The sequence below is a fragment of the Pseudarthrobacter sp. GA104 genome (assembly GCF_009741265.1).
Classification (GTDB): Bacteria; Actinomycetota; Actinomycetes; order Actinomycetales; family Micrococcaceae; genus Arthrobacter.
Genome location: NZ_WOWL01000001.1, coordinates 3,401,797 through 3,420,265 on the forward strand (window position 1 = coordinate 3,401,797; position 18,469 = coordinate 3,420,265).

At 66.9% G+C, this 18,469-nt stretch carries 21 protein-coding genes; 11 read left to right on the forward strand and 10 right to left on the reverse strand.

The genetic code is table 11. From position 1 onward, the window contains the following. The first annotated feature begins 141 nt into the window (after positions 1-141). The 3 genes from GK109_RS15500 to GK109_RS15510 all read left to right on the forward strand — a co-directional run bounded on the left by GK109_RS15500 (position 142) and on the right by GK109_RS15510 (position 2,633). Positions 142-1,338 (forward strand): acyltransferase family protein, encoded by a 1,197-nt coding sequence (locus GK109_RS15500; RefSeq protein WP_157241572.1) that lies wholly within the window; start codon positions 142-144, stop codon positions 1,336-1,338. A 70-nt stretch (positions 1,339-1,408) separates the two neighbouring features. Beyond that, positions 1,409-1,966 carry a dihydrofolate reductase family protein gene (locus GK109_RS15505; protein ID WP_157241573.1) on the forward strand — a complete coding sequence of 186 codons (558 nt, stop codon included), beginning with the start codon at positions 1,409-1,411 and terminating at the stop codon, positions 1,964-1,966. A 16-nt stretch (positions 1,967-1,982) separates the two neighbouring features. Further along, entirely contained in the window at positions 1,983-2,633 is a 651-nt protein-coding gene (locus GK109_RS15510) for an NAD(P)H-binding protein (RefSeq protein WP_157241574.1), read from the forward strand. A 6-nt stretch (positions 2,634-2,639) separates the two neighbouring features. Here the strand turns inward: GK109_RS15510 and GK109_RS15515 are convergent, their stop codons facing one another. Continuing rightward, complete coding sequence (locus GK109_RS15515) at positions 2,640-3,845, reverse strand: ROK family protein (RefSeq protein WP_157241575.1); 1,206 nt, start codon at positions 3,843-3,845, stop codon at positions 2,640-2,642. Between the two features lie 96 nt (positions 3,846-3,941). On the opposite strand from GK109_RS15515, the gene GK109_RS15520 reads away from it, so the two are divergent. From GK109_RS15520 to GK109_RS15535, 4 genes are all read left to right on the forward strand, one after another. Continuing rightward, on the forward strand, positions 3,942-5,654 hold the full coding sequence (locus GK109_RS15520; protein WP_157241576.1) for a glycoside hydrolase family 13 protein: 1,713 nt from the start codon (positions 3,942-3,944) through the stop codon (positions 5,652-5,654). Continuing rightward, positions 5,654-6,595, forward strand: a complete 942-nt coding sequence (locus tag GK109_RS15525) for an aldo/keto reductase family oxidoreductase (protein WP_157241577.1) — start codon at positions 5,654-5,656, stop codon at positions 6,593-6,595. The genes GK109_RS15520 and GK109_RS15525 overlap by 1 nt, the downstream gene beginning before the upstream one ends. A 167-nt stretch (positions 6,596-6,762) precedes the next feature. Next, on the forward strand, positions 6,763-7,626 hold the full coding sequence (locus GK109_RS15530; protein WP_157241578.1) for a CoA ester lyase: 864 nt from the start codon (positions 6,763-6,765) through the stop codon (positions 7,624-7,626). Between the two features lie 103 nt (positions 7,627-7,729). Further along, complete coding sequence (locus GK109_RS15535; protein ID WP_370460627.1) at positions 7,730-7,954, forward strand: DUF3188 domain-containing protein; 225 nt, start codon at positions 7,730-7,732, stop codon at positions 7,952-7,954. Here the strand turns inward: GK109_RS15535 and GK109_RS15540 are convergent. Next, complete coding sequence (locus GK109_RS15540) at positions 7,942-9,615, reverse strand: SulP family inorganic anion transporter (RefSeq protein WP_370460628.1); 1,674 nt, start codon at positions 9,613-9,615, stop codon at positions 7,942-7,944. The genes GK109_RS15535 and GK109_RS15540 overlap by 13 nt on opposite strands. Then, a complete protein-coding gene (locus tag GK109_RS15545; RefSeq protein WP_321214103.1) occupies positions 9,612-9,992 on the reverse strand; it encodes a metalloregulator ArsR/SmtB family transcription factor in 381 nt (126 codons plus the stop codon). The genes GK109_RS15540 and GK109_RS15545 overlap by 4 nt, the downstream gene beginning before the upstream one ends. A 120-nt stretch (positions 9,993-10,112) precedes the next feature. Between GK109_RS15545 and GK109_RS15550 the strand changes: the two genes are divergently transcribed. The 4 genes from GK109_RS15550 (at position 10,113) to GK109_RS15565 (ending at position 13,311) form a co-directional block, all read left to right on the forward strand. Then, positions 10,113-10,574: a MaoC family dehydratase N-terminal domain-containing protein gene (locus GK109_RS15550; protein ID WP_157241579.1), complete on the forward strand. Its 462-nt coding sequence runs from the start codon at positions 10,113-10,115 to the stop codon at positions 10,572-10,574. A 2-nt stretch (positions 10,575-10,576) separates the two neighbouring features. Then, positions 10,577-11,014, forward strand: coding sequence for a MaoC family dehydratase (locus GK109_RS15555; RefSeq protein ID WP_157241580.1), 438 nt, complete (start codon positions 10,577-10,579; stop codon positions 11,012-11,014). Between the two features lie 39 nt (positions 11,015-11,053). Then, positions 11,054-12,121, forward strand: a complete 1,068-nt coding sequence (locus GK109_RS15560) for a UDP-N-acetylmuramate dehydrogenase (protein WP_321214100.1) — start codon at positions 11,054-11,056, stop codon at positions 12,119-12,121. An 80-nt stretch (positions 12,122-12,201) separates the two neighbouring features. Then, positions 12,202-13,311, forward strand: a complete 1,110-nt coding sequence (locus GK109_RS15565) for a winged helix DNA-binding domain-containing protein (protein ID WP_157241582.1) — start codon at positions 12,202-12,204, stop codon at positions 13,309-13,311. An 87-nt stretch (positions 13,312-13,398) separates the two neighbouring features. Here the strand turns inward: GK109_RS15565 and asd are convergent, their stop codons facing one another. The 7 genes from asd to GK109_RS15600 all read right to left on the reverse strand — a co-directional run bounded on the left by asd (position 13,399) and on the right by GK109_RS15600 (position 18,435). Further along, a complete protein-coding gene (gene asd / locus GK109_RS15570) occupies positions 13,399-14,541 on the reverse strand; it encodes an aspartate-semialdehyde dehydrogenase (protein ID WP_157241583.1) in 1,143 nt (380 codons plus the stop codon). 81 nt (positions 14,542-14,622) lie between these two features. Then, complete coding sequence (locus tag GK109_RS15575; RefSeq protein WP_231754882.1) at positions 14,623-15,060, reverse strand: hypothetical protein; 438 nt, start codon at positions 15,058-15,060, stop codon at positions 14,623-14,625. Position 15,061: 1 nt separating this feature from the next. Next, complete coding sequence (locus GK109_RS15580) at positions 15,062-15,724, reverse strand: hypothetical protein (RefSeq protein ID WP_231754883.1); 663 nt, start codon at positions 15,722-15,724, stop codon at positions 15,062-15,064. A gap of 19 nt (positions 15,725-15,743) precedes the next feature. Further along, positions 15,744-16,715, reverse strand: a complete 972-nt coding sequence (locus tag GK109_RS15585; RefSeq protein ID WP_370460629.1) for a WXG100 family type VII secretion target — start codon at positions 16,713-16,715, stop codon at positions 15,744-15,746. 113 nt (positions 16,716-16,828) lie between these two features. Continuing rightward, the gene (locus GK109_RS15590) at positions 16,829-17,047 is read right to left on the reverse strand and encodes an NF038396 family protein (protein ID WP_104998664.1); all 219 of its coding nucleotides are present in this window, start codon (positions 17,045-17,047) and stop codon (positions 16,829-16,831) included. 3 nt (positions 17,048-17,050) lie between these two features. Beyond that, on the reverse strand, positions 17,051-17,635 hold the full coding sequence (locus GK109_RS15595; RefSeq protein ID WP_157241584.1) for a dihydrofolate reductase: 585 nt from the start codon (positions 17,633-17,635) through the stop codon (positions 17,051-17,053). Further along, entirely contained in the window at positions 17,632-18,435 is an 804-nt protein-coding gene (locus GK109_RS15600; protein ID WP_321214094.1) for a thymidylate synthase, read from the reverse strand. Before GK109_RS15600 ends, GK109_RS15595 begins: the two co-directional genes overlap by 4 nt. Between the last annotated feature and the right edge of the window lie 34 nt (positions 18,436-18,469).

The following is an 18,469-nucleotide window of genomic DNA, read 5'->3' on the forward strand; positions in this document are numbered from 1 at the left end:
CTGGAATCCCCAAGATTCCGGGGGCTTTTCTGTGCCCTTTTTGCGTGGCACCCACGGAAGGTCCTTTGGCTCTGGTGCCGTGGGACGGACGGGCCACGATGGAGTCAGAAGCAGCAACGGTGGCGGCAGGGAGGGTTCAGGATGTCCCGAGCAGCAGGGTCCGGCGGGCCCGCCGCTGTGTCCGCCGGGACAGGGCGGCTGGCCTTCGTGGATGTCCTGAGGGTGCTGATTATCTCCATGGTGATCATCCACCATGCAGCCCAGGCGTACGGACCCACCGGCGGCTTCTGGCCGGTGGAAGACCAGGCCACCAGCGACTGGTTCGTGCCGTTCTACACGGTGAACGCGGCCGTGGGCCTGGGCCTGTTGTTCCTGGTGGCCGGCTATTTCCTGCCCGGATCCTATGAGCGCAAAGGTCCGCGCCGGTTCCTCAAGGAACGGTGGGCCCGCATCGGGGTGCCGCTCGTGGTCTTCGTCGCGGCGGTCAACGTTCCACTCGCCTATCTGGCATCCGGAAGTCCCGAGCCGGGGGAGTTCGTCAGGTCGCTGTATGACGACGCCTGGCAGGGTGCCTACTTCCACCTCTGGTTCCTGGCACACCTCCTCCTTTATACGGCCGCCTATGTCCTGCTGGCGGAGCGGGTCCGCTGGTTGCGCCCGGCCTCACCAGGGACCCCGCGGCAGATGCTGCCGCCGCCCGGCCACGGCGCCATCCTGTCTTACGCAGCTGCCCTGATCGTGGTTACGTGGGTTGCCCGGTGGTGGTTTCCCGTCGATGACTGGGTACCACTCTTCTTTGTCATGCCGGCAGAACCCGCAAACCTCACCCAGTATGTGAGCCTGTTTGCCTTGGGCATCCTCGCCTACCGGAACGACTGGTTCCGGCGGATTCAGCGCCGCGTCGGCTTCACCTGGCTGGCTGTGGGCCTTGCGGCGTCCGCGGCCATCTTCTCCCTGCAGGCACTGGGACTCTGGGGCGCTGCCACGGCGACGGGCGGAGTGGACTGGCGTTCGCTGGTGCGGGTCGTCCTGGAGACGTTGGTCTGCGCCGGCCTGGGAGTGGGCCTGCTGGTCACGTTGCGCGAGCTCTTCCGCCGGCCGGTGCGGCTGGTGTCAGCGATGGCCACGGCCAGCTATGCCGCCTATATCCTGCACATCTTCGTCGTCGTGGGCCTCCAGGTGGCGATCCTCCAGGTTGCCTGGCCCGCCGGGGCCAAATTCCTCCTGGTCGCCGTGCTCGGGCTCCTCCTTTCCTTTGGCCTTGGCCACGTTTCCCGCACGGTGCCGGGACTGCGGGTGCTCCTCGGCACGGGCCCGGACCACCGGCGGACAGCCTGACCGCGCCGGGGAACTGCGCGTGGCCCCTGGCGGCTTCCAACTGCCTGCCTTCGCGGCCACAATAGGGACCATGGGCCAGCTCATTTACACCTGCATCACCTCCCTGGACGGATACGTGGCGGACCGCAACGGCAATTTCGACTGGAGCGCCCCCGACGAGGAAGTCCACGCCTTCGTCAACGATCTCGAACGGGACGTCGGGACGTTCCTGCTCGGCCGCAGGATGTACGACGTTATGGCGGTCTGGGAAACCATGGGCGGCCCCGGAGACCCGCCGGTGATCCAGGACTATGCCCGGATCTGGCAGGGGGCAGACAAGGTTGTCTACTCCTCTTCGCTCGCAGTCGCTGAGACGCCCCGGACCCGGATCGAGCGCACCTTCGACCCGGCTGCCGTCCGGGCGATGAAGGACGCAACGGACGGGACGATGAGCATCGGCGGTGCCAACCTGGCAGGACTGGCATTCGCGGCAGGACTGGTGGACGAGTGCGGATTCCTGATCAATCCGGTGGTGGTCGGGGGAGGCCTGCGGGCCCTGCCGGACGGCCTGGAATCAAAGCTTGAGCTCCTCGACCTGCGCCGTTTCGGCAACGGCGTGGCCTACCTGCGCTACCGCGTCCTGCGGTGAAGGGCAGAATGGGGGCATGACGCGAATCGCAATCATCGGCGGCCACGGCAAAGTGGCCCTTCACCTGTCCGCCCTGCTCACGGAAGAAGGCCACAGCGTTACCTCGTTCATCCGCAACCCGGACCATGCAGCCGACGTCGCCGCTACGGGGGCGGTGCCGTCGGTCCTGGACGTTGAGAATGCGACGACGGCGGCACTCGCCGAAGCGTTGAAGGGCCATGACGCGGTGGTCTGGTCCGCCGGTGCGGGCGGCGGCAACCCGGCACGCACCTATGCGGTGGACCGGGACGCGGCCATCCGTTCGATGGATGCGGCCGCCGAAGCCAATGTGGGCCGCTACGTGATGGTGTCCTACCTGGGCGCCGGCAAGGACCACGGCGTGCCGGAGGACCACTCCTTCTTTGCGTACGCCGAGGCGAAGGCCGCCGCCGACGAGTACCTGCGCGGCACCGGCCTTGCCTGGACCATCCTGGGCCCGGGGGCGTTGACGGACAGGCCGGGAACCGGGCTGATCGACGTCGATCCCGCTCCCGGGGGCAGCCGGGAAACCTCGCGGAGCAACACGGCAAGCGTCGCGGCCGCCGTGCTGGACCTGCCGGAAACCGCGGGCAGGACCATCGAATTCTGTGACGGCACGCTGCCCATCGCCGCTGCCCTGCAGCCCTAGCGCGGACTAAGCGCGGGGGACCAGCTGCAAGTCGAGGGAATGCTTCTCCACGTAGTCCAGCGCGCCCCGGACGGCCCCAATGGTCACGATCGAGTCGCCCAGCGGCGAGACCGCAATCCGCGGGGGAGTGGCGGTGAAATCCTTCAGCCGCCGTTTGATCGGTTCGAGCAGGACGCCTGCGGAGTTGGCCACTGCACCGCCGATCACCACAAGCTCCGGGTTGAACACCGTCGCCACCGCGCCAATGACCCGGGCCAGCCGGTCCGCCAGGCGTTCAAGAATGTGCAGGGCCACGGCGTCGCCTTCAGCAGCGGCCGCGAAGACGTGCTCAGCCTCCGCCCCGCCTTGGGCTGCATAATCCCGGAGGGATGTCCGGGTTTTGCCGGCCAGCGCCTCGGCCGCCCACGTCCTGGCGAGGCTTGCAATGCCGAAGGTGTCCCCCACACCCTCGACCTGGTCCAGGAAGGCGAGTTCACCGGCGCCGCCGCGGCTCCCGTGCAGCAGCCGCCCGCCGTCGATCACCCCTGAACCGAAACGCTCACTGGCAAGGATCACCACGACGTCGTCCACTCCCGCCGCCGCACCCCGCCAGCGGTCGCCGAGGGCGGCAAGGTTGGCGTCGTTTTCCAGCAGGACCGTCCAGCCGTGCCGGTCCCGCATGGCTGCCTTCAGGCCGACGTCGAACAATCCCCAGAAATGCTGGGCCACCAGCACGTCACCGTTGCGGTCCACCGGGGCGGCGATGCCGGCGCAGACGGCGAGGACCGACTCCGGGGCGGCGCCCACGCTGCGAAGTGCCGTCATCGCAGCCCGGTCGATGACGGAGATGCGTTCCCCGGCCGAAATTTCGGCTTCCGCGAAGGGCAGCGTGGACCGCCCCAGCACCTGCCCGCGAAGGTCCGACACCACCACCGTGGCCTTGGAAACCCCCACGTCCATGCCCAGTACGTAGCCGGCACGCTCGTTGAGTTCGAAGCGGCGGGCGGGCCGGCCCTTCCGGTACCCGCCGGATGCACGCTGGTTCTCCAGTTCGCGGAGCCAGCCCCGCTCCTTGAGGTCCTCGCAGACGGAGATGGCGGTGGCGCGGGTGAGGCCGGTGGCTTCCATGACTTCGGTGACGGTGACGACGCCGGAGGAGCGCATGAAGTCCAGTACGGCGCCGGCGCTGACACGGCGCAGCAGTTGGGGGGTGGCGGCGGTGGTTTCAGCCATGCTGTTGACCTTTCCGTGCAACGCGCCAGATAATGATCGGGCAGCTAAATTTAGAACCAAAATAAATATAGTCGACAAGCAGCAAAGGATCACCCCTTGTCCACCACCGCCACTCTGGCAACCCTTTCCGATTCCGACCGCCTGGCCGATCCGAACTGGTGGCGCCAAGCCTCTGTGTACCAGATCTATCCGCGCAGCTTCGCGGACTCCAACGGCGACGGCATCGGCGATCTCAAGGGCATCACCGCCAAGGTCCCGTACCTTAAGTCGCTCGGGATCGACGCCGTCTGGCTGAGCCCGTTCTACCCCTCGGCGCTTGCCGACGGCGGCTACGACGTGGACGACTACCGCGACGTTGACCCCAAGCTGGGCACGCTGGCCGATTTTGACGAGATGGCCAAGGCGCTGCACCAGGCCGGCATCAAGCTCATCGCCGACATCGTCCCCAACCACTCCTCCAACCGGCACGAATGGTTCAAGGAAGCGCTCGCCTCGCCCAAGGGATCCCCCGCACGGGACCGGTACATTTTCCGTGACGGCAAGGGCCCCAACGGCGAGTTTCCGCCGTCGGACTGGGACTCCGTCTTCGGTGGGCCCGCCTGGGAGCGCATCACCGAGCCGGACGGCACCCCCGGCCAGTGGTACATGCACATCTTCGCCAAGGAGCAGCCGGACCTGAACTGGTCCAACCGGGAAATCCGCGAGGACTTCCTGAAGACCCTGCGCTTCTGGTCCGACCGCGGCGTGGACGGCTTCCGGGTGGACGTGGCGCACGCGCTCACCAAGGACCTCACCGAACCGCTGCTGTCCAAGCTGGAACTGAGCGCGGCCAACACCGGCGTTGACGGTTTCGACGACGGCACGCACCCCTTCTGGGACCGCGACGAAGTGCATGAGATCTACGCCGAGTGGCGCGAGGTGTTCAATGAGTACAACCCGCCGCGCACCGCCGTCGCCGAGGCATGGGTCCACGCGACCCGCCGGGCCCGCTACGCCAGCCCCGAGGGCCTCGGGCAGGCCTTCAACTTCGACCTCCTGCAGGCCGACTTCGATGCGGCGGAGTTCCGCGAAATCATCACGCGCAACCTCGCCGAGGCAGCTGCCACCGGCGCCTCCTCCACCTGGGTCTTCTCAAACCATGACGTTGTCCGCCACGCCACCCGGTACGGCCTGCCGCAGGTCTCCAAGGGCAAGGAGCGCACGAAGGGCCAGGACGGCAAGGACTGGCTGCTGGCCGGCGGCCCCAAGGAGGAGCTGGACGTGGAGCTCGGCGAACGCCGTGCCCGCGCCGCCACCCTGCTGATGCTCGCCGTCCCGGGCTCCGCCTACCTGTACCAGGGTGAGGAGCTGGGACTCCAGGAAGTGGCGGAGATCCCGGAGTCCGAACGCCAGGACCCCTCGTTCTTCCGTAACAAGGGTGTCGAAATCGGCCGCGACGGCTGCCGGGTGCCCCTGCCCTGGAAGGTCGAGGGAACCTCCTTCGGCTTCGGCGACGGCGGCGCGCACCTGCCGCAGCCTGACTGGTTCAGCAAGTACGCCGTCGAGGCGCAGGACGGGACCGAGGGTTCCACGCTGGAGCTCTACCGCAAGGCCCTGAAGCTCCGCCGCGAGCTGCAGACGGACGAAGCGCTGGAATGGGTGGAAACCGGCAACCCGGAGGTCCTCCACTTCCGCCGCCCCAACGGCTGGCAGTCCGTGACCAACTTCGGGGACACCGCCGTCGACCTCCCGGCAGGCACCGTCCTGGTCAGCAGCGACGTCCTGGAGGACGGCAAGCTGCCCGCCAACACCACGGCATGGCTGCGCTGATGCAGGAACTGATTTATGGCTGCATGGGCCTGGGCGGCAGCTGGTCCGACGAGCCGCATGCCACCGAGCATGTTGACGAGGCCGCTGCCGCCGTCGAGGCTGCCCTGGGCGCGGGAATCACCCTGTTCGACCACGCGGACATCTACCGCAGGGGCAAGTCCGAGGCAGTCTTCGGCGAGGTGCTGGCGTCCACTCCCGGGCTGCGTGACCGCATCCGGCTGCAGACCAAGTGCGGCATCAGGCTCGGCGAACCCGGGCTGCCCGGGCACTACGACCTCAGCCGCGAGGCCATCCTGGAGCGCGTCAACGAAAGCCTGAAGCGGCTGCGGACGGACTACGTGGACATCCTCCTGCTGCACCGCCCGGATCCCTTGGCGGACCCGGCGGACGTGGCCGCCGCCGTCGGGCAGCTGATGGCCGAAGGCAAGGTGCGGCAGCTGGGTGTTTCCAACATGTCCGGGGCGCAGATCGAGGCGCTGCAGGACCGGCTGGAAACCCCGGTGGTGGCGAACCAGCTGGAAATGAGCCTGCTCAAGCGGGCATGGCTGGAGAGCCAGGTGCTGGTCAACCACTCCGAGCACCTGGACTACAGTTTCCCGCACGGCACCCTGGAGTACTGCGTCCGGAACTCCATCACGCTCCAGGCCTACGGCTCGCTCGCCAGGGGCCTGTACACGGGCGCGGAACCGGAGAGCCCGACGTCGGCGGAGGCAGCCACCGTCGAGCTCGTGGCGCAGCTGGCGGGGGAGTACGGCAGCTCCGGGGAATCGGTCCTGCTCGGGTGGCTGATGAAGCACCCGGCCGGCATCGCGCCGGTGATCGGGACCGTCAACCCGGGCCGGATCCGGGCCTGTGCCGACGCCGCCCGCGTGGCCCAGGCGATGACCCGGACGGACTGGTACCGACTCTGGGTGACTGCGCGCGGCAGCAACATCCCCTGACCCACCCCAACTGACTGGCAGCAGGTGTCGTTTTGGCGCCCCGAAACGGCACCTGCTGCTACCTACTTTCGCTGCCCGGCCGTCATATCCCGTTTAGTTCGTATTGAACCTCCCGTGCTGGCCGTTTTTATGCCCCGTGCCCCTGCCCGGGCGGATACGGTAGATACATGACGTCTACCATCGCCACCGAGACCGTAAGGCCGGAACGCAATATCCCAGCAGAGATCGCCCGCTCATGGCTCCTCGTGAATGCCATGAAGACGGAGCTCTTCGACCAGTCGGCAATGTCCCGCGCCGATTCGATCATCCTGGATATTGAAGATGCCGTGGACCCCTCCCAGAAGGACCATGCCCGGAACAACGTCATTGACTGGCTGACCGCCGGCGGCAAGGCCTGGGTCCGCATCAATGACGCCACCAGCCCGTTCTGGGCAGCGGACCTGGCAGGACTCCGCGGCACGCCGGGCTTGCTCGGCATCATGCTGGCGAAGACCGAATCCGCGGACCAGGTCACTGAGAGCTTCCACCGCATGGACGGCAATACGCCCGTGATCCCGCTGGTGGAATCCGCCGTCGGCATCGAGGAAGCCAACAACATTGCCAAGGCGCAGGGCGCCTTCCGGCTGGCCTTCGGTTCCGGCGACTTCCGCCGCGACACCGGCATGGCCGCCACCCCGGAAGCCATGGCCTACCCGCGCGCCAAGCTCGTAGTCGCCAGCCGCGTCGGCAACCTGCCCGGGCCCATCGACGGCCCCACCGTCGGCACCAACCACCCCATCCTGCGGGAGCAGACCGGCATCACCGTGATGATGGGCATGACCGGCAAGCTCTGCCTGGCCATCGACCAGACCCCCGTCATCAACGAGGTCATCAGCCCGACGCCGTCGGACGTCGCCTGGGCCACCGACTTCATGGCCGACTTCGAAGCCAACGGCCGCGTGATCCGTGACGGTTCCGACCTGCCCCGCCTGGGCCGCGCCGAAAAGATCATGAAGCTCGCGGTAGCCTTCGGGGTGCAGCCCGCCCTGTAGGACCTTGCAACGCGCGACGGCGGGCTTCCGCAACAGGTGCGGTCAGCCGCCAAGGCATGGCGCCCCGGGCTGAGCGGCTGAGGTTGCCCGGTAGACTTTCAGGGTGCTGAACGAATTCTGGGCCACCGCGCCTACCCGCTACAAAGTCCTGGTTTTCAGTGCGATGGGACTGATCGCCGTCGGAATTATCCTCAACCTGGTAGGCAACACCAGCGGCAACTCCGGCCTGGTCACGGCCTCCCTCCCGCTGATCGGGCTGGGCCTGGTCCTGCACATCGCCGGGATTGTGGTCCGCGGCCAGGCGATCCGGAAGGGCTACAAGCGGTAGCCGGCGTTACGGCGGACGTGGCTGCGGGCGTGTTCCACTGCGTCCCCGAGGTGCCCGAACAGGTGCTTGTGGTGCCGCAGGGACCGGATCACTCCCACGTTCGTCACCAGCCGCAGGTGGTCCGGCCGGACGCCTTTGAGTAGAACGGTGATTCCCCGGAGCTCAAGCGCGGAGACCACCTCCACCAGTGCATGCGCGCCCGTGGCGTCCAGCATCCTCAGCTGGGAAAGTCTGATGATGGCCACCTGGACGTCCTTGACCTGGCTGATCTCCTGCAGGATCCGTTCGGCGGCGCCGAAGAACATGGCCCCGTCCAGCCGGAGGACGGCGATGTGCTCGTCACCCTCGGCGCGCGGACCGGGGATCTCCTCCCGCTGCACGCTGCTCAGCGAGGCGAACGTGCGCAGGGCAAAGAGGGCTGCCGCCGCGAGCCCTATCTGGATGGCAACGATCAGGTCGAACGCCACCGTGATGATCGCCGTCAGGATGAAGACGGCGGCGTCGGACCTGGTGGAGCGGAGGATCGCCGCAACGGTCCGCCGGGACACCATCCGCACCGCAGTGACCATCAGGACTCCGCCGAGGGCTGCCAGCGGAATCCGGCTGACCATGCCTGAGGCGAGGTAGACAATCGCGAGCAGCACCACGGCGTGGACAGCGGCAGCCAGGCGGGTTTTTGCACCTGAGCGGACGTTCACGGCCGTCCGTGCGATGGCCCCGGTGGCGGGCATGCCGCCGAAGAGGCCCGCAGCGATTGACGCCAGGCCCTGGCCTGTCAGTTCCCGGTCCGGGCTGTACGGTCCACTCGGTCTGCCGTCCGGCCCGGTCATTCCTGCCGCAACCCGGGCGGACAGCAACGACTCGATGGCCGCAAGGCAGGCGATGGCCACCGCGGGCATGGCCAGGCTGCCCAGCAGATCCAGGTCAAAGACGGGAACCGCGGGGGCGGGCAGGGAATGCGGCAGGGGGCCGATCCTGGGGATGTCCAGCCGGAACAGCTCGGCGGCCGCCGTGGCGAGGAGCACCGCGATCAGGCTGGCGGGCAGGGCCTTGAGCAGCTTCTGCACCAGGACCATCACGACGGCGATTCCCGCCACGACCGCGAGGGTCAGCAGGGCAGCCGGAACCGTTGCGGCGGATGCGGCTTCCACTGCAGCGATGAGGGTGTTGTGGCCCGGGACGCCGGATGTTCCGGTGGCGGGCGGAACCTGCTGGAGGAAGATAATGGCGGCGATCCCCAGGGTGAAGCCTTCCACCACGGGCCAGGGGATGAAAGCGACCGCCCGGCCCAGGCCGCTGAATCCCAGGACGCAGACCAGGAGCCCCGCCATGAGTGACAACGGGGCCACGCTGCCGGCGCCGTGGACTGCCACCACAGGGGCCAGCACCACAACCATGGCACCGGTCGGGCCGGACACCTGGACGGGTGATCCGCCCATCACGGCTGCCACCAGGCCGGCGACGATCGCCGTGATGAGCCCGGCCTCCGCACCCACTCCCGAGCTGACGCCGAACGCCAGGGCCAGCGGCAAAGCAACAATGCCCACCGTGATGCCGGCCAGCAGGTCAGTCCGCCACGATGCTCCAAGTCCCGCGTAATCCAGCTTCGAGGGCAGGAACCGGCCGGGGTGCCGCCTGTCAGTGCTTACGCCCGGCTTCACGAGGCGGGCCCGGCAGCGAGGTGCCCCGCAGGCAGCTGCTGCGCCAGCCGGAGCTGTTCGTTTGAATCGGCAAGGTTGTCCAGGAGGAATGTCCGCGCGATGGCAAGCAGTTGGGAAATCCCGGGGTGCGCCAGCCGGTAGGTCACGGCATTGGCGGTGCGCACAGAGGTGACCACCTTGTGCTTGCGCAACGTGGCCAGGTGCTGGGAGAGGTGCGAGGCTTCAAGCCCGGTCTCCGCCAGGAGGTAGCTCACTGCTGCGGTCTCCTGCGGCGACGCTGCCAGCAGCTCAAGGATGCGGATCCTTGCAGGGTGCGCCAGCCCCTTGAAGAGGTTGGCCTTGATTTCGTACAGCGGAGCCTGGGCGGAAGGCAGCACGGGAAGCTCCTCGACGTGACACTGATGGCCAATGCGCCAGCGAATTGATGGATTGATAAATTCATCATATCAAGGTGGTGCAAGTCCCCTGCCAGGCGGGGCAACGATAGGCTGGAACCCATGACTATCAATCCGGACCTGCAGGGCCGAAGCTACCCTGCCGCAGAGGTGTACGACGTTGGCCGTGAGAAAATCCGCGAGTTCGCCCGCGCCGTGAAGGCCACCCATCCCGCGCACTTCGACGTCGACGCCGCCAAGGCCCTGGGCCACGCGGATCTTGTTGCCCCTCCGACGTTTGCCATCATCATCGCCCAGCGCGCCGACGCCCAGCTCATCGAGGATCCGGAAGCGGGCATCGACTTCTCCCGCGTGGTCCATGCAGACCAGCGCTTCACCCACCACCGGCCGATTTTCGCCGGAGACCGCCTCGTGGCGGAACTCCACGTCGACGGCGTCCGGGCCATGGGCGGCGGGGCAATGATCACCACACGTTCGGAGATCTTTGCCCTGGGTGCGGATGATTCCCGTGACCCCGTCACCACCACCACGTCGTCCATCCTGGTCCGCGGAGAGGGACAGTAACCATGAGCCACAGCATTCACGACCTCAGCGCCGGCCAGGAGATCGGCAGCCGCACCATCGAGGTCAGCCGCACCGACCTGGTCAAGTACGCCGGCGCATCCGGCGACTTCAACCCCATCCACTGGAACGAAGCCTTCGCCACCAGCGTGGAACTGCCCGGCGTCATCGCCCACGGCATGTTCACTATGGGCTCGGCCGTGCAGTTGGTCACTGACTGGGCAGGCGACCCGGCCGCCGTCGTCGACTTCCAGACCCGCTTCACCAAGCCCGTCCTGGTCACCGACACCACGGGCACCGACCAGCCCGGCGCCACCATCGAAGTCAGCGGCATCATTGGCAAGCTCGACGCCGAGGCGAACACCGCGCGGGTTGACCTCACCGTTGTTTCCGCGGGACAAAAGGTCCTGATGAAGGCCCAGGCCGTCGTCCGGCTCAGCTGAGCCGGGAAGCGTGTCCCACTTTGCCGATAGGGTTGTCTGGTGACTTCCACCCTGCTTTCCCAGCTCACAACAGCCGCCGTCGGGGGCCCCGCCGGCACCTACATCGAGGCCCGCACCGAGGCTGAGATCATCGAGGCCGTCCGGTCAGCCGACGCTGCCGGGGAGCCCCTGCTGATCATCAGCGGAGGCTCCAACCTGCTGGTTTCCGACGACGGGTTCCCGGGTACGGTGGTGAAGATCGCCTCGGAAGGCTTCACGGTCAACGCGGAGGATTCCTGCGGCGGCGTGGCCGTGGTGGTGCAGGCCGGCCACAACTGGGACAGGCTGGTGGAATACGCTGTTCTGCACGCGTGGTCCGGGATTGAGGCCCTCGCCGGCATCCCGGGCTCCACGGGGGCCACCCCGGTGCAAAACGTCGGCGCCTACGGCTCCGACGTGTCCCAGACCATCGCCGCCGTCCGGACCTGGGACCGCGAGCGGAACGCCGTCAAGACCTTCACGAACTCGGAGCTGAAGTTCGGCTACCGGGACTCCATCCTCAAACAGACCACCACCAATGGCTCGCCGCGTTACGTGGTGCTGACCGTGGAGTTCCAGCTGCCCATCGGCCGGATGAGCGCTCCCATCCGGTATGCGGAGCTGGCCCGCTCGCTGGGCGTGGAGCAGGGCAAGCGGGCCTACTCCACGGACGTGCGCCGGGAAGTGCTGCGGCTGCGGGCATCAAAGGGAATGGTGCTGGACCCGGCGGACAGGGACACCTATTCCACGGGGTCGTTTTTCACCAATCCGATCGTCCCCGCTGAAATCGCCGCAGCCCTTCCGGAAAAGGCACCCCGCTACCCGGCGGGCCATGACGGGATGGTGAAGTTGTCCGCGGCCTGGCTCATCGACCAGGCGGGCTTCGGCAAGGGCTTTGGACTGGAGCCGGGCAGTGTGAGCGGGGGCCGGGCGTCCCTATCCACCAAGCACACCCTCGCCATTACCAACCGCGGCTCTGCCAGCGCTCAAGACGTGCTGGCGGTGGCGCGGGAGGTGCGCGCCGGCGTCGAAAGGCGCTTTGGCATCCGGCTGCACCCGGAACCACTGCTTATCGGCTTGGAGCTTTAGCCCGGGCGGTGTCAGGGTCATCCACCACCCCGGGCCAGGCGCGCGGGCGGGCGGCCCGGAACCGGGCCTAAGATGGGCACATGGCTGTCGACCTGCACCGGCGCAACCCCAAAATCCTGGGCCGCCTGAGGATGGTTTCGCAGGGCCTCGCAGGGGGAACCCACGCGATCGGCCCGGTCGCCGAAGCGGTGCGTTGGATGACAGCCATGCAGGCGCAGGACCTCCAGGCAGCCATGTGGGCTGTGGGCGCCAGGGTGTCCGGATGCGGCCTCACCGATGTCCGATCCGCCATTGATTCAGGTGCCGTGGTGCGGTCCTGGCCGATGCGCGGAACCTTGCACCTGGTAGCTCCGGAGGACCTGCGGTGGATGCTTGACCTCACAGCGGACCGGCTCACCAGGAGTATTGCCGCGCGGCACCGGGAACTGGAGATCACGTGGGCGGACATCGAGAAGTGCCGGGACATCGCGCTGGAGCATATTGCCGGGGCCGGTCCCGCCAGCCGCACCGAACTGTTCGCCGCCTTCGACGCAGCGGGGCAGCCGACCCGGGGCCAACGGGGCATCCACATCCTGGGGGCCCTGTGCCGGCACGCGTGGCTGGTTCAGGGGCCGCTGGCCAAGAACCAGCAGTTGCTGGTGCCCTTCGAGGAATGGATACCCGTTTCGCGCAGCCTGGAGCGGCAGGAAGCCGTCGCGGAGTTACTGCTGCGGTACCTCCGAAGCCACGGCCCTGCCACCCTTCGTGACTTCGCCTGGTGGACCCAGCTTCCCCTCACCGAGGTTCGCGCCGCCTTTGAGGACGCCAAGCATGAGTTGGTTGAGCTGGAATTCCGGGGCACAACCTATTGGCTGTCGGCTGAGACAGCATCTCTCCTTGACGGCGGCCTGCCCGGACAACGGTCCGTCCTCCTGCTGCCCGGCTTCGACGAGTTCCTGCTGGGCTATGCTGACCGGCGCGCGGTCCTGCCGCCCGAGCATTCCGACAGGATCGTGCCCGGCGGCAATGGCGTCTTCAAGAAGACACTGGTGGCCGGGGGAGAGGTGATCGGCACATGGTCCCGCGACGGCGCCGGCCCGCGCGCCGCCGTCGTGCCCGAACTCTTCGACGCCACCAAGCCGCTGGGGCCGGCCGCCAGGGCAGCGTTCGCCAAAGCCGCCCAACGCTACCTCACGTTCCTCACTACCTGACGACAAAGCAACGCGGGGTCACTTAAAGCCCCTCCGCGGGTGCGGATCGGGCGGTAAGTGACCCCGCGTAGCTTTGTCCGGGGGAAGTTACAGGTTCCCGGTGGCGATGTTGAGCATGCGGCGGAGCGGCTCGGCGGCGCCCCAGAGGAGCTGGTCGCCCACGGTGAAGGCGCTGATGTACTGCGGGCCCATTTCCATCTTGCGGATGCGGCCCACCGGGATGTCCAGGGTGCCGGAGGCGGCGACGGGGGTCAGGTCGGCCATGGAGGCTTCCTTGGTGTTCGGAACCACCTTGGCCCACTGGTTGTCCTCGTCGAGCAGCTTCTCGATCTCGGCGACGGACAGGTCCTCGCGGAGCTTCAACGTCAGGGCCTGGGAGTGGGAGCGCATGGCACCGATCCGGACACAAAGGCCGTCCATGATCACGCGGTTTTCCTCGGAGGTGCCCAGGATCTTGTTGGTCTCCGCCCCGGCCTTCCACTCTTCCTTGGACTGGCCGTTGCCCAGGTCCGCGTCGATCCAGGGGATCAGGGAACCGGCCAGCGGCACGCCGAACTGGGTGGCGTCAATGTCAGTCCGCTGGTGGGCCAGGACCTTGCGGTCAATGTCCAGGATGGCCGACGCCGGATCGTCCAGTTCCGTGCTGACCTCGGCGTTGAGCGTGCCGAACTGGCTGAGGAGCTCACGCATGTGCCGTGCGCCGCCGCCAGAGGCAGCCTGGTAGGTCATGGAGGTGCCCCACTCCACCAGGCCGTTCTTGAACAGGCCGCCGAGGCCCATAAGCATGCACGAGACCGTGCAGTTGCCGCCGATGAAGTCCTTGGTGCCGTTCACCAGGCCCTTGTCGATGACGTCCCGGTTGATCGGGTCCAGCACGATGATTGAATCGTCGTTCATGCGCAGGGTGGAGGCGGCGTCGATCCAGAGGCCGTCCCAGCCGCGGCTGCGCAGCTCGCCGTGGACCTGCTTGGTGTAGTCGCCGCCCTGGGCGGTGAGAATAATGGGCAGCTTAGCCAGCGTGTCGACGTCGAACGCGTTTTCGAGCTTGCCGGCGCTGCCTGCTGCTGTTCCAGCAAGCGTCGGCGCGGCACCTCCCGCGTTGGACGTGGAGAAGAACACCGGGTTGATGTTGGCGAAGTCGCCCTCGTCCTGCATGCGCTGCATCAGGACGGAACCGACCATGCCGCGCCATCCGACCAGGCCGACGGAAGGGGTAGCTGCTGTAGTCATTCGTCCAGTTTAGACTTCGGAACCGGGACGGCGCAGTCGGTTACGTCACTGCCCGGTCCGGCAGTCACAACCGGCGGGGTGCTACCTGTCGAACTGGCGGGCAGTGGGCTCGGGGACTCCCCGTTCCGCGCGCAGGCGCTTGGCCCGGGAAGCCACGCTCGCCATCCGCCCGGCGTACAAGACACCGCCGATTCCGGCAACGGTCAGGATCAGGGCGCCCCACAGCGGGTCCTGGCCGCGGCTGGTGGGTCCGGCCACCAGCATGACGGAAAAAACCGCCACGGCCGCGAAGAAAGCCGCCATCAGCAGGAAGCCGCCGGCGGACCGCACCTGCGGGTGCGAGCTCGCCGTGACAACGCCGAGCTCTTCCCTGGCATAGCTGTGAAGCCTGCCCTCCGCGGTGCGGAACAGGATCCGCTTCTCACCCTGCGCCAAGGCCTGGTCGTGGGAGGCGCGGACCTGGTCGTCGGAGCCGGAAACGTTGCCCGGGTTGTTGCTGCCTGGAATGCCGTTCTGCACGCTAGTCCTGTCGGATTGATCGGATGTGGTCCAGCACCTGGCTGTCGGTGAGGCCGTCGATTTCCCGGATGGGCTCCGCAGGGCCATCGATAATGCCGTATCCCACGGCCCAGCCCTGGCCGCTGCGTTTAACCAGCAATTGCTGCCCGGCCCCGTCCACCAGCAGCCGGATGGTGGCGCCGCCGGAGGGGTTCTCTTCGAGGTGCTTGCGCACAATGAAGAAGTTGACTTCCGCCGGCGTGGAATCGGGGCGCTGGGCCATGGCGAACCAGCTAAGGTACGCGCGCGGCTGCAGCAGGATCCGGTAAGCGGGCGACTCCACAGACAGGACGTTGTCCACGGAGTCTGCGGTCAGCAGGTTGATCTGCACCCGTTTGGTTGCCTCCGCCAGTGCGCTGGTGACCGCGGCGACCGGGCCGTCGACGGACAGCTCACCGCCCGGTTCAACGGTGGCCGCACCGCGGGCCACCAGGGAGGAAGCGCCGGCAGAGAGAAGCGGGGCGTCGTCGAGTTCACCCTCCAGCCGGAGCGCTTTCGCGGATGCTTCGGCGCCCGGGCCGCGCCGGAGGTTCAGGAGCACCAGGAGTTCTGCGAAGCCAAAGCCGATGGCGTCCGGAAAGCCCTCGGCGGTTGAGGACCTGGCTGTGGTTGTTGTCTCAGTCACTGAATGTTCTCCTCAGTTTTCAGAAGCCAAAGAAATCGCCGACGGCGTCCACTCCGTCGCCGACAGCGTCGCCAACGGCCTCTGCCCCGTCAGCGATCTTATCGCCTACGTAGTTGACGGAGTCGTGGATGACAGGCACGTTGTCGTAGAGGGCCAGCGCGCCGCTGGCCACCATGCAGGCCGTGCCGATGGGAGGCGGAGCGAAGGAACCGGCGCCCAGCAGGGCCTTGGTGGTGGAGTACGCGGCAGAACCATAGTCCCCCTCCTGGAAGTTGTTGAAGGCGTCGAGGGAGTCCAATCCCACGCCCACGACTCCCAGGCCCTTGCTGAAACCATCAAGGTACTTGAACGCGTTGCCTTCCTTGGCAAGGTTGAGTACCTCATGGAACTTGCCCTCGAACAGGTTGTTGGACATGTTGAAGAACGTGCTGAAGGCGTTGGAGTTCTGGAAGGCCCGCCAGGCCACCGGGTCCATGAAGTCACCGATACGTGACTTATGGAGCATCGCGCCAATGTCGAACAGGCCCGCCCGCAGGTTCGGGAAGGCCTTGATGAGGCCGTAGATGTCCCACCCGTCCCGGAACGGGGAATCCGGATCTGCCAGCCAGCCGGGGCCCCAAGGGTTGTTGCTGCCTTGTCCGGGGACAGTCCCGCCCGGACCGCCGCCACCCGGCAGGCCCGCACCCGGGCCTCCTGTCCCGGGCCCGCCGGAACCGCCGGCGCTGCTCGCCCTGTCCTGTTCATCGGCGTTTGTAAGCAGGAGCTTTGATTCCTGCTTCAGGCGCGCCGCCGTCTTCTGCAGGAGCGCCCGGTGGTTGCCGTTCCAGTCGGAACGGAAATGTTCAGCATCCCGGCCCTTCCAGGAGGGCGTGTTGTTGATCTGGCTGCTCAGCTGTGTGGACTGCTGCAGCAGCAGGTCCGCCGTTGTGCCGAACTGCTTCGCGAGCGTCCGCAGCTGCTCAACGTCGGCGCCCCACAAGTTTCCTGCCACCAGGCATCCCCCAATCTCTTGAAACAGCCGTTCCCTGACGCTGCAGGCCCCAGCCTAGTGAACAACCCGGGACGTGCGCGATGGGGTGTCCTCCCCATCGGCGGACAAGGCCACTAGCGAGTGTCGGATTCCTCCCGCACAGCGGCTTTTCGGGCACGCAAGGCGAAGAACGCACCGAACGCGAAAACCTGCGTCACCACCACCAGCACGATGGCTCCGGCGATCTTGTTCCCGCCCAAAATCATGGTGAGCCCAACAATCGCGGACAGGAGAGCCAGGAGGGGGAGAAGCATGTACCCCAGGACAAACAGGGTTTCCGGTTTCTTCAGCATGACCTAGCCCTCGGTCCTTGACCATTTGGTGAACCTATAGCGCGTGCCGTTGGCGGCCGTGAGCCACCCGTCGGGCGGGACGGAGACGGACGCCTCCCAACTGGTGCCAAGCTCCGGGGCGAACGTGTCGCCGTCGGCCTCGACATCGATGGTGGTGACCACCGCAACGTTGGCGAGCTCGGTGGCCTGGCGGAATATCTCGCCGCCGCCCAGGATCCAGACCGTGTCCCCGCCGTCCACGAACTGCGACTCCAGCAGTGCGTCGTCAAGGGAGGGAACCACGACGGCGCCCTTCGCCTCGGGCGTTTCGGCCCAGCTTTTCTGCCGGGTGACCACAATGTTGGTGCGGCCGGGCAGGGGGCGGTATTTGTCCGGGAAGGACAGCCACGTTTTGCGGCCCATGATCACAGGGTGGCCCATGGTCAGCCTGGTGAAGTGCTTGAGGTCCTCCGGCAGGTGCCACGGCATGTCGCCGTCCTTGCCGATGACACCGTCCGGGGTCTGCGCCCAAACCAGGCCAACGCCGGTCACGGAGGCGGCAAGTTCTTCAGTGAAGGACTGCGGGTCAGTGAAGTTCTCGGTGCTCATACGGCGATCGGGGCCTTAATGGTCGGGTGGTGTTTGTAGCCCACCACTTCGAAGTCTTCCAGCGTGTAGTCGAAGATCGACGCCGGCTTGCGGGTGATCCTCAGCTGCGGGTACTCGTACGGCTCCCGTTCCAGCTGCTTGAGGACCTGGTCCATGTGGTTCTCGTAAATGTGGACATCTCCGCCGGTCCAGATGAACTCGCCGGGCTCCAGCCCCACCTGCTGCGCCACCATGCAGGTGAGCAGCGAGTAGGAGGCAATGTTGAAGGGGACGCCCAGGAACATGTCCGCGGAGCGCTGGTACAGCTGGCAGGACAGCTTGCCGTCAGCCACATAGAACTGGAAGAAGGCGTGGCACGGGGGCAGGGCCATGTCCTGGAGCTCGGAGACGTTCCAGGCGGACACGATGTGCCGGCGTGAGTCGGGGTTGGCCTTCAGGTTGTCGATCAGCTCCGCGATCTGGTCAATGTGGCCGCCGTCGGGAGTGGGCCAGCTGCGCCACTGCACACCGTAGACAGGTCCGAGGTCGCCATCGGCGTCGGCCCATTCGTTCCAGATGGTGACGCCCTGGTCCTGCATCCATTTGATGTTCGTCTCACCGCGCAGGAACCACAGGAGCTCTACTGCCACCGACTTGAAGTGCACCCGCTTGGTGGTGATCAGCGGGAAACCCTTCGTCAGGTCGAAGCGTATTTGGCGGCCGAAAACGCTGGTGGTTCCGGTTCCGGTGCGGTCCGATTTGTGCGTGCCGGAAGCCAGGACATCGCGGAGGAGGTCTTCATAAGGCGTTGGGATGCTCACGGCTAAAGTCTACTTGGCCGGTCCGGGGAGCCGC

Coding starts and splice junctions, on each gene's coding strand:
- GK109_RS15500 (WP_157241572.1), top strand. CDS start 142: ATGTCCCGAGCAGCAGGGTCCGGCGGGCCCGCCGCTGTGTCCGCCGGG.
- GK109_RS15505 (WP_157241573.1), top strand. CDS start 1,409: ATGGGCCAGCTCATTTACACCTGCATCACCTCCCTGGACGGATACGTG.
- GK109_RS15510 (WP_157241574.1), top strand. CDS start 1,983: ATGACGCGAATCGCAATCATCGGCGGCCACGGCAAAGTGGCCCTTCAC.
- GK109_RS15515 (WP_157241575.1), bottom strand. CDS start 3,845: ATGGCTGAAACCACCGCCGCCACCCCCCAACTGCTGCGCCGTGTCAGC.
- GK109_RS15525 (WP_157241577.1), top strand. CDS start 5,654: ATGCAGGAACTGATTTATGGCTGCATGGGCCTGGGCGGCAGCTGGTCC.
- GK109_RS15530 (WP_157241578.1), top strand. CDS start 6,763: ATGACGTCTACCATCGCCACCGAGACCGTAAGGCCGGAACGCAATATC.
- GK109_RS15550 (WP_157241579.1), top strand. CDS start 10,113: ATGACTATCAATCCGGACCTGCAGGGCCGAAGCTACCCTGCCGCAGAG.
- GK109_RS15555 (WP_157241580.1), top strand. CDS start 10,577: ATGAGCCACAGCATTCACGACCTCAGCGCCGGCCAGGAGATCGGCAGC.
- GK109_RS15565 (WP_157241582.1), top strand. CDS start 12,202: ATGGCTGTCGACCTGCACCGGCGCAACCCCAAAATCCTGGGCCGCCTG.
- asd (WP_157241583.1), bottom strand. CDS start 14,541: ATGACTACAGCAGCTACCCCTTCCGTCGGCCTGGTCGGATGGCGCGGC.
- GK109_RS15590 (WP_104998664.1), bottom strand. CDS start 17,047: ATGCTGAAGAAACCGGAAACCCTGTTTGTCCTGGGGTACATGCTTCTC.
- GK109_RS15595 (WP_157241584.1), bottom strand. CDS start 17,635: ATGAGCACCGAGAACTTCACTGACCCGCAGTCCTTCACTGAAGAACTT.